The organism is Sorangium sp. So ce394 (assembly GCF_051474665.1).
Taxonomy (GTDB): Bacteria; Myxococcota_A; Polyangia; order Polyangiales; family Polyangiaceae; genus Sorangium; species Sorangium cellulosum_D.
Genome location: NZ_CP150339.1, coordinates 10,335,967 through 10,349,624 on the forward strand (window position 1 = coordinate 10,335,967; position 13,658 = coordinate 10,349,624).

The following is a 13,658-nucleotide window of genomic DNA, read 5'->3' on the forward strand; positions in this document are numbered from 1 at the left end:
ATGGATGCACGAGGCAGCGCAGCCGCAGGGCGGTGAGCAGGGAGAGCGGGGCGATGGTTCAAGCTAGCCGGAGCAGTGACGTCGAGTCGCCGGAGCCGCCGGGCAGCCAACCCGGCGGCTCGGACCAGGGAGACGGCGCGGCCGGACGACAGGCCACGGGAGAAGAGGCCGGCCGCTCGACGCGCGATGCGGGCCGCCCCGCAGCGCCACCCCTCCGCGGAGCGGGTGTCCGTGGAACGGGCCGTGCATATACCATCGGCGTTATCACCCCCTATCTCGACGGCTCGTTCTGGAACCCTGTCCTGAAGGGCATCCACGAGGCAGCGCAGCAGCGCGGTTGTCGGACGCTTGTGTTGCGCGGCACGCCCGCCACGCTCCAGGCCCCCTCGCTCGCCAGAGAGCAGGTGGATGGGTGGATCGTCGTCATCGGGGTGAGCGGCATCGAGCAGCTCGCCGCTGAGCGGGTCCCGCTCGTGGTGGTCGGCACCCATGTCCACCAGGGCAACTGCCCGTCCGTGATCCCGGACAACCGCAGCGGGATCCGGAGCGCGGTGCGCCATCTGATCGAGCACGGGCACCGGCGCATCGCGTTCGTTGGCTGCTTCCATGAATCCGATGTGGTCGTTCGCTTCGAAGGCTACAGAGAGACGCTCGCGGAGGCGGGGATACCGTTCGATCCCGAGCTGGTCATCCGGAGCGACGACAACTGGTATACCGGCGGCGAGAACGCCGCTCCGCAGCTCCTCGCCAAGCGGCATGCGTGCACGGCGGCGGTCTTCGGGACGGACAAGAACGCGCTCGGGATGATGCCGTTGTTGAAGGCGGCGGGCCTCCGTATCCCCGAGGACATGGCGATCGTCGGCTTCGACGACGTGCCGGACGCGCAAGCGATGGACCCGCCGCTGACCACGGTGCGCCAGCGGTTCGAGATGATGGGGAGCGCCGCGTGCAATCTCGTCGTGTCGATGCTCGCCGGCCAGACCGCCCCGCCCGATCTCGTGCTCACGCCGACCACCTTGATCCAGCGGCTCTCGTGCGGATGCAACGTGATCCAGAGCCTCCTCGACGAGGACGCGTCGTCCGGGGAGGACGAGGGCGGCGACCTGGACCGGCGGATGGTCGAGCTGCTCCTCGCGCCCCAGCGCCTCGCGCCCGATACGTCGCCCGCCGCCGTATGGCCAGGGGTCGCCCTGGTGCTCGCGGGGTATTCCGCGGCGATCGAGGGCACCGCGCCCCCCCCGGCGAAGGAGCTGGAGCGCGCTTACCAGCAGGCGATCGGCATCACCCCGGATATCGGCACCTTGATGGCGATCGTCCGCCTGCTCCGCCTGTCCTACGAGCGGCGCCGCGAGCGGCTGGGTGGAGACGCGGGGTCCGCGCAGCGGGTCGCGGCGTTCCTGGACAGCGTGCACCTCTCGATCGCCCGGGCTCGGCTCACGGTGGAGACGGACGCCGTCGCGCAGCTCGGGATGCTCGTGAGGTCCAACTATGAGGTGGGCCTGTCGCTGCTCAGCGGCTCCCAGCAGGAATCCCTCTCGCTCTCCTGGCTCGCGAAGACGCCCGCGATCTGGGGCTGCCTTGCGCTCCGGGAGGACGCGACGACGCTCGTCGTCGCCGGCGCCTACAGCCGCGACGGCAGCGCGACGCCCCCGATCGGCAGCCGCTATCGGCTGGAGGCGTTTCCGCCGGCGGAGCTGCTGCCCCCCTCGGCCGCGAGCGGCGCGCTCATGATGCTCCTCCTGCCGATCCGCACCGTCCAGCACGACTGGGGGATCCTGGCGCTCATGGGGCCGACCCTCCGCGAGCTGACCGGCGACGAGGGCACGGTCGGGATCTGGGCGTCGCAGCTCGCCGCGGCCCTCGAGCGCAACGAGCTCGTCCAGTCGCTCTCGGCGAAGAACGACGAGCTGCAGACCGCCTACGCGACCGAGCGCACGCTCTCGGACGCGGTCCGCGAGCTCGGCTGCCCGCTGATCCCGCTCCTGCCCGGCGTGCTGCTCGTGCCGCTGGTCGGCGCGATCGACCGGGACCGCGCCCTGCAGGTGCTCACGGCCGTGACCGAGGGCGTGGGCCGGCATGAGGCGCGGTTCGTGCTGCTCGACATCACCGGCGTGCCGGCCGTGGACGCGCAGGTCGCCCACGCGCTCGGCCAGACGAGCCGCGCGGTCGCCCTGCTCGGCGCGCGCGTCATCCTGGTCGGCATGCGACCCGAGATCGCCAGGAGCCTCGTGGACGTGGAGCTCGGCGATCTATCGACGTACTCGTCCTTGGCGGGCGTCCTGCACGAGCTGACGACAGGCGGCCTCCGCCCGGCCCGCGCGCGGCGCGGCGCGGCGCGCACCGCATGATCGCCGGGGCCGGGCGCGGCGAGGGCCCTCGGGCCGGCCTCGGGATCAGGCGATGATCTTGCGGAGGAGCTCCACGTCGTAGAACTCCCGCGCCCGGCGGAGCTTTCGCTGCTCGCTGAACACGAAGTCGCCGCCCCCTCGATGCCGACGTGATCGCCCTTCCTGGTCCGCAGATCCGGCGACCTGCACATCCCCAGGATCCCGGGCTCCGCGTCGCAGATGCGCTGCCCCCCGAGCCGCAGGTCGCGGTGCTCGACATCGAGAACGGCAGCCGGGGGCCCTCAGCGACGATCTTGCCCGCGCGTCGGGCAGCATCTTGCCGATGCCTACCGCGTGGCCAGCCCGCCCACCGAAGGGGCTTCATCAACTTCATCGTCTGCGAGGGTGCGCCTGCCGCGCGGCGGCTCCGGCTGCGGCGAAGCCGCCACGCTGGCCTCGCGGTCATTGCCCTCGTGAGAGGATCACACTTACTCTCGCTGGGAAGAGGGGCACGGCAGACGGCGGTCATTTCGACGCGTCTGCCACAGAGCGCGAGGTAACAGATGTGGAAAAGGCATATTGTCACGATTCCATCATGTGCCGCCATAGGTCTTACGACCGTGACGCTCGGCTTCGTGACGGGCTGCAGCGGGAAGGAACGTTCCACGACCGAGGATACCGCCGATCTACCCGGATGGGCGACTCCCGCTCCAATTCAGAACTTCATCGGGGGCAAGTCACTCAGGTTTCGCCACCCTGAAGGATGGCACGTGGCACACGAGGACGGCGTCGTCACGGCGGCGCCCTTTCCGCCTCCTCACGCAGGTATGGCGGAGGCGCTTCCCGAAGCATTGGTAGTCACCGTCCTCCCTCACAGAACCTCACTATACGAAACAAGCAGCGCGACCAGCGTCTCGCTGAGCAATGGAACATGGACAGTGAGCAACAAACGAGCCTTTCCAAACGAAGTAATATTCTACATAAGCAAAGAGCTTCCAATATCCATCGTTGGCTCATACACGAACCTGGCAGAGCTCAGCTCCGCGGACCGCAAGACCATCGAACAATTCTGCACATCGATCGCAGCAGACGGCGGAGAGACACCATGACGCGACACATGCTATGGACGCTCCTCATCAGCCTGACACATGCGTCGACAGCCTTCGCTTCGCCGAAGGTGCTCAAGCTACCGTTTCAGGACGATGTGCGCATCGTGCAAGGCTGGCACTACAACTTCGATCCCAAGAAGAGCCATCAGGGGATAGACTTCAAGAAAGGCCGGGCCAATGAATGGCTGGCGTTCACGATCACGGCGGCCTACGAGGGGCAGATAACCTGTCACCCCAATGGAACCTACGCAGGATACGGGAACGTGTGCGTGATAAGGCATTCATTCCAACAGCAGACATTTTACACACTTTACGCGCACCTGGAGTCCTACGCGAAGAACAGCGGATATGTGAACACAGGCGACTCGATCGGGCAAGCGGGGAAGACCGGCGCCGCCAATGGACTCGTCCACTTACATTTCGAAGTCATGAACGAGAGCCCGTGCATGAAGTCGTGGTGTAGAGAGGATCCATATGATATATACGACACCGTCGACCAGTACCCTAACATCTCCAGCAACCCTGGAACCATGGGTGCCGAGCGCTGGTGGGCCGACGACCCGCCGCTCCCGCCTGGTGCGCCACCTGCACCATGCGGACCTAACATTCTATGGCAGGTCGCAGGCAGAATGCCCGAACCTGAAGATGTGATGGTATCCGCTGCCCTGGGCGACAAGATTCACATATTTGGAGGCTCGCGATACCTCAATCACAGGCTGTACGATCCAGCAGACGGCTCTCTTCATGACCTAAGCTTGCTCCCACACTCCATTAGCAACGGCGCCGCCATCTCCGTGACAGGCACATTGTACGCATTCGGCGACGGGATGATATTTGACAGGAGCGCCTACGCCATGACATGGACCGAGGCCACGGACTCCTGGGTCTCTCACACGCTGAACCCACACCCTCGTCGTTTCCCAGCGACATCCGCCGCAAACGGCAAGATTTATCTCATGGGGGGCTTCAATTACGAGGTGGAAAAGGCGACGGCTTTCGATATCGAGACGCTCACGTGGTCCGTCTTGACACCGATCCCTCCTCCGGAGCTCGATCTACCGACCTCTGTCGCCTACGAGGGTAAGATATACGTATTTTCCACAGCGACAGGCGAAGACTTAGGGTCTACATCGGCGTTGATGTACGACCCCAACACCGACGACTGGACGACGAGCCTGCCGCCGCTCCCATATTACCGCTACGGTTCACGCGCGGTTGTGCACGGCTCCAGCGTTCTCCTGCTAGGCGGACGAGAGAACGCGGAGACGCCCACCAGCTCGATCAATGTCTTCGATATCAAATCGGGACAGTGGTGCACGAGCCCAGGCGCCTTGCCGGAGCCCATGCTTTTGTTCGCCGTCGAGAAGCTCGGAAACAGCATCTATATTTTCGGCGGCGCTCGAGCAAACAGAGACAGCGTGGACATATGGAAAGGCGTGATTCAATGATATGCCGTCGAGCTCGTCAAGGAGGTGATGACTGCCTCAGGATCTCTCCCTGCTCGGGCTCCGCCGCGAGCCTGCGACCCGCGCGCGAGCGCCTGGGGCTCTCGTAGGCCAGGGAGCCCACGATATCCGCAGGACGGAACCATGGCCGTCGACGTCCCAGACTGTAGCGCGCTGAGCGCGGCGAGCAGAGCCGGCCTGGCGCGGGGCGCGACGACCACGTTCGTCGGCCTGCGTCAATCCACCCAAGGGCTTGCTGTTGAGATGGCGCTGACCATAGCGCCGGACGGGTCACCGCGAGGGCCCCGGCGAGGGCTCGGGATCAGGCGGTGATCTTGCGGAGGAGCTCCACGTCGTAGAACTCCCGGACGAGGCGGAGCTGGCGCTGCTCGCCGAACGCGAAGTTGCCGATCCCCTCGATGGCGACGTGATCACCCTTCCTGGTCCGCAGGTCCAGCGACCAGCGCACCGCGCTCTCGTCCCCGCAGGCCATGATCTCGCGGACTTGCACGCTCGCGCGCTCGATCTTCGGCTTGGCCGCGCGGAGAAAGCCGATGATGGCCTTCCGCCCGCGGAGCGGCGGGGTGCCCACGGGATCCTCGAGGACCCCTTCGGGCGTGAAGAGGGCCGCGAAGGCCTCCTCGGTGTCGTTGAAGGCGGTGTGGAAATAACGCTCCACGAACTGACGAACCTCGGCCTCTGTCATCGGGTCAGGGTACCGAGCCGCGGCGCGCGCGCATAGGACCGCGGGGCGCGAGGATGACGATGGCGCGCCTGTGTTTATCTGCCCGAGGGCTTGCGGAAGCGGGGAGCGCCATCCATGAGCTTGCGCTGCGGGTCACCGTGCCCACAGCGTTCCCGTCGCCAGGGCGCGCGGGGTGAGGAACGATCCCGTGTGCAGAGAATTTTCTTTTGGGGAGGCACAGCGCATGAACCAGCAAGCTCGATACGCATTCTCGGCATGGCTCGCGGCAGCCTCGGTGGGCCTGGCGGGGGCGGCCCATGCAGACGTGACGGTCTCGGGGGATGTGATGCCTGCCGCTCCGAGCGACCCCTGGGACCTCGGGTCGAATGCGCTCGTGATCGGCGGCGCGAGCACCACCGCGGAGCCGACCTCCGGCGACGTGATCGTCAGCCGCCGGGGGACGTTGATCAGCGCCGGCGCCGCCGTGGCGGCGGGCGTCGGCTCGGGGGGAACGGTCCAGGTCGTCGGATACGGATCGCGATGGATCAACAACGGTCAACTCGCGCTCTCGCTCCGCACCGAGTCGCGCGGATCGCTCCTCGTGCAGCGAGGCGCGCAGGTGACCACGTACGATTTCACGGTCGGCGGGGGCGGCTACCTGGCCGAAGGGTACGTGCTCGTCGAGGGATACGACGCCTCCCTGACGTGCACGAGCGCGAACATCGGTCACGCGGAGGGGATCAGCCGCGTCGAGATCAAGCAGGGAGGGAGCTTCTTCTCGAACAACGCCTACATCGCGACGTGCCCGGTCTGCGAGGGCCAGGTGACCGTCACGGGCTCCGCGACGCGGTGGGTCAACACCGGGGTGTTCAACCTGGGCGCGAACGGCCACGGGACGCTGCTCGTCGAGCAGGGAGCCCAGGTCTTCACCGCGGGCGCGCGGATCGAGACCTACGCCTCCTCGCCGCTCTACGCGTCGAGCTCGGCGATCGTGAGGGGCTGGGGCGCCACCTGGACCAACGAGGGGCTCCTGCGCGTCGGGCGCGTGGGCTACGGCGAGCTCACGGTCGGCGCTTATGGGAGCCTCGTGACGGAAGACACGGAGATCCGCTCCGAGTTCGGCGGAGGGTTCGTCCGGGTGAACGAGCCCTACGCGTCCTGGCGCAACAGCGGCGACGTGACGGTCTTCGCGTCGTGGGCGACGTCCCCGTCGCTCCTCATCGAGCGGCGGGGCCAGGTCAGCATCGGCGGCCTCCTCCGGACTGCGCCGCTCCGCGAGGGCGCCGAGCCCGGCCCGGGCCCCGTGGTGCGCCTCGTGCGCGGGGAGCTCGACGCGGGCGCCATCGAGGTCGAGGAGGGCGACTTCGACTTCGCCGGCGGCCGCCTGAGCACCGGCAGCTTCGTGGGCGATCTCGTCAACGCGCAAGCCGGCGAGCTCTCCGTGGGAGAGGCGTACCCGTCGACGGGCGTGGCCGGCGATTACCGCCAGGGCCCGAGCGCCGCGCTGCGCATCGCCGTCGCGGGCCCGGGCGCCGCGCCGCTCCTGGAGGTGGACGGGGACGTGAGCCTCGGCGGTGTCCTGGAGGTGGTCCCGGCCGACGACGCCGCGTCGTTCCAGGCCGGCGACACGATCGCCCTGCTCGGCTGGAGCGGCGAGCTCACAGGCACCTTCGCGGAGGTGAGCATCGCCCTGCCGCTCGCGCCCGGGCTCGCGTGGGACACCTCCGCGCTGTACACGACCGGGGAGATCACCGCCGTGGCCGCGCCCTGAGCCGGCGGCGCAGCCCGCGCCGCCCCACCGGCGACAGCGGCCCAAGCCGGGCGCAATCGCGAGCAGCGCAGCGCCGCGCCTGGACCGCCGCCCCGCCGTCCCCGTTCACGCCCTCACCGGGAGAGCCCGCGCCCCTTATTCGTCGACGACCGCCTGGATGATGCCGTCGAAGAACTCCCCGGTCCCGACCGCGTCGAGCATCCGGCTCCACCCGATCTCGTCGAACGGGTTCGGCAAGCCGTGGTTGGTGAGCAGGATCCCGAACAGCTCGCGGCTGCGGTCGATCCACATGAAGGTCCCCGCGCCGCCCGCCTTTCCGTAAGAGCCCCTCGAGAGGCGCATCCCACCGCTGGAGAAGCGGCGCGTCGCGAGCTCCCAGCCATAGCCCTTGGGCGTCGACAGCAGGTTGGACAGCGGGGACACATCGGTCTCCGCCGCCGAGACCTCGGGCGTCTGGTTGCTCACCATCGCCGCGGCGGCGTTGCGGCTCAAGACGCGGACGCCGCCGTACCTGCCGCCGTTCAGGATCATCTGGCAGAAGACCGCCATGTCGATCGCCGTCGAGAAGGCGCCGTCGCAGCCGACGATGCCGCCGAGCGCATAATCCTGCTCGTCCTGCACCTCGCCGCGGACCACCCGGCCCCGGATCTCGGAGTAGCCCGTGGCCGCGGTCCGCGGGATCAGCGCCGCCGACGGGTTGAACGTCGTGTCGCGCATGCCGAGCGGGCCCCAGATGCGCTCCTTCGCGAAGGTGTCGAGATCCACGCCCGCGGCGACCTCGATCACCCGCCCGAGGAGCCGGTAGGTGAGATCGCTGTAGAGCACCTGCGTGCCGGGCAGGTACTCGAGCGGCGACTCGGCCATCCGCCGCCAGACGCGCTCGTCGTCCGGATCCTCCAGGAACGGGGCGTCCATCGGCAGGCCGGCCGCGTACCGGAGCATGTCCCGCACGGTGATGCGGCGCTTGCCGTTGGCCGCGAACTCCGGCACGAAGTCGGCGACGCGATCGTGCAGCCGCAGGACGCCGTCCTGCACGAGGATCAGCGCCGACGTGGCCGTCGCCAGGACCTTGGTGATCGAGAGCAGGTCGAACAGCGTGTCGAGCGTGACCGGCTCGTGCGCGCCGCGAACCCGGGTCCCGAACGCCCGGTGCCCCACGATCCTCCCCTGCCGCGCGATCAGGGCGACCGCGCCCGGGAAGAGGCCGTCGTTCACGCGGCGCTGGATTCTCGCGAAGACGTCCTCGATGCGCTCCGAGCTCAGGCCCACGCTCTCGGGCCGCCCGGGGACGAGCCTGTCGTAGACCGGCGCATGCATCGGCGCGTGCGCCTCGGCCACCCGGGCCGACAGGACCGATGGCGCGAACGCAGCCACCGCCGCCGTGCGGCCCAGCCCCTGGAGAAGACGCCTGCGATTCAAAGATCCATGCTCAGTGCACATGATCGCTCCTGATCCGTGGGGTGGCGAACCGCGATCCGTGGGGGCCAAGCCGCGCCGTTGCAGAGGCCGCTCGGAGGCGCTCCGCGCGCTGTGGGATCGAGGTCGTCATCGCCGCTCTCAGCGGTCGTGGAGCGTGGAGCAGGACGCGTGCCGGGCGGCGAACCCAGCAATTTGCGGCGGTGCCGTCCGTTCGCTCCGGCGACCGGCGCGCGGGTCGTGCATCCGCCTGCACGATCCGAACGACCTGCACGGGTTTGCATCATTCGTGCAGATCTTCGTGCGGATCGATGCGCGGCCCCGCGTAGGATGTGCTCGTGGACGAAGGCTTTCCCGGCGGCGATGCGCGGGGCTCCTGCACGACCCTCCGGCTCGCGATCGTGGCGGGCAGCACGATCGCCTTCGCCCCCCTGCCGCCCCGCGGCTGCGTCGTCCTCGGCCGCGACGAGGGGTGCGACGTGCGCATCGAGGACCGCTCGGTCTCGCGCCGGCACGCCGTCCTCCACGTCGGCCCCCCGCTCCGGATCGAGGATCTCGGGAGCGCCAACGGCACCTTCGTCGGCGAGCAGCAGCTCCCGGGGGTGACGGCGCGGACCCACCGGCTGCGGCGCCTGTCGCGGGACAGCGCCGAGATCGGCATCGGCGAGCGCTTCAACCTCGGCGCGACGACCATCGTCGTCGGCCGCGCGCCCGCGGAGGCCGCCGCGGCGCCCGACTGCTGCGCGCCCGCGGACGTCGTGGTGCGGGCCCCGGCCATGCTGGCGCTCTACGAGCAGGCCGCCCGCGCCGCGCGGAGCCTCATCAGCGTGCTCATCCTCGGCGAGACCGGGGTGGGCAAGGAGGTGCTCGCCCGGACCCTCCACGCGCGGTCACCGCGGGCCAGCGGCCCCTACGTCGAGCTGAACTGCGCCGCGCTGCCGCCGTCGCTCCTCGAGGGCGAGCTCTTCGGCCACGAGAAGAGCGCCTTCACGGGCGCGAGCCAGGCGCGCCCGGGCCTCCTGGAGTCGGCCCACGGCGGGACGCTCTTCCTGGACGAGATCGGCGAGCTGCCGCTCGCCTTCCAGGCGAAGCTGCTCCGCGTCCTCGAGGACCGGAAGGTGCTCCGCATCGGCGGCCGCACGCCCCGGCGGATCGATCTGCGCTTCGTGGCGGCGACCAACCGCGATCTGGAGGCGGAGGTCGCGCGCGGCACCTTCCGGCAGGACCTCTACTTCCGGCTGAACGGCATCTCGCTGATCGTCCCGCCGCTGCGCGAGCGGGTCGCCGAGATCGGCCCGCTCGCCGACAGGTTCCTCGAGGAGGCGTGCCGGCAGCTGGAGCAGCGCAACGCGCCCCGCCTCTCGCCGGAGGCGCTCGCCGTCCTCGAGGCGTACGCCTGGCCGGGGAACGTGCGCGAGCTGCGCAACGTGATCGAGCGCGCGGCGGTCCTGTGCGCGGGGGATTCGGTCCAGCCCGCCGATCTGCCGCCGCACCTGACGAGCGGGGGCGCGGGCCCGCTCAGCGGCTCCGCGCCGCCGCTGAGCGGGCCGGCACCCCTGAGCAACGCCGCGCCGCCGTCGAGGGGCTCCACGCCGCCGCCGGCTCCCCCGGCGCCGCCGGCCGGCCCCGCGCCGCCGTCGAGGGGCTCCACGCCGCCGCCGAGGGGCTCCACGCCGCCGCCGGCTCCCCCGGCGCCGCCGGCCGGGGAGGCCGCCCGGGCGCGCGGGGGGCCGCCGGGCGAGGGCGCCGAGGGCGCCGGGCCTCCCGCGGAGCCGCCCACGCCGACGCCGCACTCCGAGGAGATGGAGCGGCTGCGGCTCGAGATGAGGGCCGTCGATCGCCAGCGCGTCCTGGAGGCGCTCGAGCAGTCCGCCGGCAACCAGACGCGCGCCGCGAAGCTCCTCGGCATCTCGCTGCGCACGCTGATCAACCGCATCGACGCGTACGGCATCCCGCGGCCGCGCAAGCGGTCGCCCTGAGCGCTCACGAGCTGGACGAGAGGGCGGCGCCGCCCTTGCGGAGCGTGCTGGTCGCCCCCTCGCGGATCCCGCGGAGCGCCGCCTCGACGTCCCGCTCCGCGCCCAGGGCGAGCCCCCGCTCCGCAAGCGCGCTCGCCGCGGCCGAGTCGCTCCCGGCGAGCGCCTGCTCGGCGGCGTGCAGGTAGAACTCCACGGCCAGCCGCGGCTCGCCCCCCCGCTCGAAGTGCTCGGCGAGCACCTTGGCGTCGTGCTCCCCTGCCTGGAGGAGCCACTCGGCCGCGAGCCTGTGGCCGAGCGCGCGATCGTGGTCCGGGAGCATCGCGTAGCAGCCGTCGCGGATGAGCGCGTGCCGGAACGCGTACTCCTCCTGGTCCGAGAAGCGGCTCTGCTCGCGCCGCTCGAGGAGCTCGCGCTGGAGCATCCAGGGGAGCCAGTCCACCGCGAGGGTCGAGCCGCCGGCGTCGCCCAGGAGGGCGAGCGCCCCCTGCTTCCAGAACGTCTCGCCGAAGACGCTCGCCGCCCGGAGCAGCCGCCTCGCCTCCGGGGGGATCGCCTCGAGCCGCGCCTCCACCATGCCCAGGATCGTCTCCGGCAGCCGGTCCGCGCGCCCCTCCGCGACCGCCCGGATGAGCTCCTCGAGGTAGAAGGCGTTGCCGCTCGCGCGCTCGACGAGGCGCGCGACCTCCGCGGGCGGGAGGCCGTCGCCGAGCATCTGCCGCACGAGCTCCTCGGCGGCGCGGCGCGGGAGCGCGCCGAGCGTCATCTCGTGGACCTCGCTGCCCTCCCAGAGGATGGGGAAGACCTTGCGCACCTCGACGCGCGCCAGGTAGAGCACCGCGAACGGCCGGTCGCGGAGCTCCCGGAGCACCCGCGCGATGAGCTTGAGCGACGCCGCGTCGCCCCACTGGATGTCCTCGAGCACGAGCAGGTACGGCCCCGCCGCGCACGCCGCCTCCATGAAGTCGAGGTAGGCGAGCGGGATCTGGTCGGCCAAGAGGGCCGGGCTCTGCCGCGCCTCCTGGAACCGCGGGTCGGCCTCGCTCGGGAACGGCGTGCCCACGATCTCGCCGAGGAAGGCGGCGATCCGCGTCCTGTCGCCCGGGCCGAGCGCCGGGGCGCGCGCGACCAGCGAGAGGAGCCGCTCGCGCTGCGCCGGCGCGGGCTCGCCCCCGGTGATCCCGGCCGCGCCCCGGAGCGCGGAGCCGAGCAGCGAGAACGGCGACCCGGCGCTCAGCGAGTCGCCGCGGCCGACCGCGACGGTGATCTCGGGGTGCCGCTCCCGCAGGACCTCGATGAGCTCGTAGCGCAGGCGGGACTTGCCGATCCCCGGCGGCCCGGTGATCAGGATGGCGCGGGGCTCGGGCCCGCTGAAGCTGTCCTCCAGGAGCTCGCGCAGGTTCCGGAGCTCCCGGTCGCGGCCGACGTAGGGGCTCGGCTTGCCGAGGAGCGTCCGCGCCGACCGGCCGACCTCCCGCTCCTGCAGCAGGAAGAACGTGCCGGACCGCGCCGCCTCGATCTCGAAGCGCGCGTCGAGCAGCGACCGGGTGACGTCGTCGATCCGCACCGGATCGGGCTTCCGTTCCGGACGCGCCCGGGCCTCGAGCTCGGCGAGGGCGAGGAGCGCGGCCGCGCGGTCCATGACGGGCCCGACCGGGAGGCTGCCGGTGTGCTCGGCGCGGCCGGTCGCGAGCACGACCGAGGCGTCGGGCAAGATCTGTCCGAGCTTCATGGCGCACCGCGCCGCGCGCGCGGCCTGCTCGACCGCGTCGCCCACGCCGGCGATCGAGAGCACGATCGTCCCGTCGGCGAGCGCGTCCACGCGCGCGCCGAACGGCTGCGCGCTCGTGTGGAGCTTGCGCGTGAGGTCTCCCGGCATGGCGGCGACGAGGGTGTTGGCCGAGCCGTCGCACGAGGCCGGGTGCAGCTCCTTCGCGGCCACCATCGAGAGCAGCCGGAGCTCGCCCGTGGTGATCGCCTCGTACAGCACGGGCGGCGCGGCCAGGCCGCTGCTCGGATCGCGCTCGAGGGCGTCGAGCGCCTCGAGCACGGCCGAGCCGTCGCGCGGCCGCTGCTCGGGGTCCTTGGCGAGCATGCGGGCGACGAAGTCGTCGAGCTCCTGCGGCAGCTCGGGGCGGAGGTGCCGTACGCGCGGCGGGTCTTCCATGAGGAGCTTGGCGAGCAGGGCCATCACGTGCTGGCCCTGGAACGCCGGCCTGCCCGTGAGGCACTCGAAGACCACGGCGCCGAGCGAGAAGATGTCGGCCCGCGCGTCGAGGCGGTCGCGGTCGCCGGTGGCCTGCTCGGGGGCCATGTAGCCCGGCGTTCCCATCACCGAGCCGGTGCGCGTCAGCGCGCCGAGGGTGCGCTTCGTCCTGGCGATGCCGAAGTCGAGCACCTTGAGGCCGGCGACCTCGCCGCCGACGAGCAGGAGGTTGCCCGGCTTGATGTCGCGGTGGACGATGCCCCGCGCGTGCGCCGCCCCGAGCGCCTCGGCGGTCGCGCGGAGCACCGCGAGGCTCTCCTCGAGGTCGAGCTTCTGCCGGGCGAGGCGCTGCGCGAGGCTCTCGCCGTCGAGCCACTCCATGGCGAGGTACGGCACCTCGTCGGGGGTGACGCCGTGGGCCACGTGGCGGACGATCCTCGGGTGATCGAGCTCGGCGAGGATCCGGGCCTCGTGCTCGAAGCGGTGGGCGGCGCTCCGGTCGGGCTGGCCGAGGAGCTTCAGCGCGACCGGCGCCCCGGTGGTTCGATCGACGGCGCGGTAGATCGTCCCCATCCCGCCGGAGGCCGCGACGCGCTCGATCTCGAAGCGGCTGTCGATGACCTCTCCCGGGCGCATGAGGCGGAGGATGCACCGGGGTCGAGCCGCCATCAACGGTCCGGCGCCGGGGGCGCCTGGTGTGCGCCTCGCCCCCACGCCGCGGCG

The 13,658-nt window shown here is 70.8% G+C and carries 9 protein-coding genes; 5 read left to right on the forward strand and 4 right to left on the reverse strand.

Going from position 1 to position 13,658, the window contains the following annotated elements; translation table 11 throughout:
- Positions 1-53: 53 nt before the first annotated feature.
- Complete coding sequence (locus tag WMF33_RS38145; protein WP_437333206.1) at positions 54-2,348, forward strand: substrate-binding domain-containing protein; 2,295 nt, start codon at positions 54-56, stop codon at positions 2,346-2,348.
- Positions 2,349-2,393: 45 nt separating this feature from the next.
- On the opposite strand, the gene WMF33_RS38150 is transcribed toward WMF33_RS38145, so the two are convergent.
- The gene (locus tag WMF33_RS38150) at positions 2,394-2,537 is read right to left on the reverse strand and encodes a hypothetical protein (protein ID WP_437333207.1); all 144 of its coding nucleotides are present in this window, start codon (positions 2,535-2,537) and stop codon (positions 2,394-2,396) included.
- A 560-nt stretch (positions 2,538-3,097) separates the two neighbouring features.
- Between WMF33_RS38150 and WMF33_RS38155 the strand changes: the two genes are divergently transcribed.
- The gene (locus tag WMF33_RS38155) at positions 3,098-3,436 is read left to right on the forward strand and encodes a hypothetical protein (RefSeq protein WP_437333208.1); all 339 of its coding nucleotides are present in this window, start codon (positions 3,098-3,100) and stop codon (positions 3,434-3,436) included.
- Positions 3,433-4,884, forward strand: coding sequence for a peptidoglycan DD-metalloendopeptidase family protein (locus tag WMF33_RS38160; protein WP_437333209.1), 1,452 nt, complete (start codon positions 3,433-3,435; stop codon positions 4,882-4,884). Before WMF33_RS38155 ends, WMF33_RS38160 begins: the two co-directional genes overlap by 4 nt.
- A 319-nt stretch (positions 4,885-5,203) precedes the next feature.
- Here the strand turns inward: WMF33_RS38160 and WMF33_RS38165 are convergent, their stop codons facing one another.
- A complete protein-coding gene (locus WMF33_RS38165; protein ID WP_437333210.1) occupies positions 5,204-5,587 on the reverse strand; it encodes a nuclear transport factor 2 family protein in 384 nt (127 codons plus the stop codon).
- 223 nt (positions 5,588-5,810) lie between these two features.
- On the opposite strand from WMF33_RS38165, the gene WMF33_RS38170 reads away from it, so the two are divergent.
- Positions 5,811-7,337, forward strand: a complete 1,527-nt coding sequence (locus tag WMF33_RS38170; protein ID WP_437333211.1) for a hypothetical protein — start codon at positions 5,811-5,813, stop codon at positions 7,335-7,337.
- 135 nt (positions 7,338-7,472) lie between these two features.
- Here WMF33_RS38170 and WMF33_RS38175 read toward each other — a convergent pair whose 3' ends face one another.
- Complete coding sequence (locus tag WMF33_RS38175) at positions 7,473-8,756, reverse strand: serine hydrolase domain-containing protein (protein ID WP_437333212.1); 1,284 nt, start codon at positions 8,754-8,756, stop codon at positions 7,473-7,475.
- Between the two features lie 335 nt (positions 8,757-9,091).
- On the opposite strand from WMF33_RS38175, the gene WMF33_RS38180 reads away from it, so the two are divergent.
- Positions 9,092-10,732: a sigma 54-interacting transcriptional regulator gene (locus tag WMF33_RS38180; protein WP_437333213.1), complete on the forward strand. Its 1,641-nt coding sequence runs from the start codon at positions 9,092-9,094 to the stop codon at positions 10,730-10,732.
- A 4-nt stretch (positions 10,733-10,736) separates the two neighbouring features.
- Here WMF33_RS38180 and WMF33_RS38185 read toward each other — a convergent pair whose 3' ends face one another.
- The gene (locus tag WMF33_RS38185) at positions 10,737-13,571 is read right to left on the reverse strand and encodes a serine/threonine-protein kinase (RefSeq protein ID WP_437333214.1); all 2,835 of its coding nucleotides are present in this window, start codon (positions 13,569-13,571) and stop codon (positions 10,737-10,739) included.
- Positions 13,572-13,658: the final 87 nt, after the last annotated feature.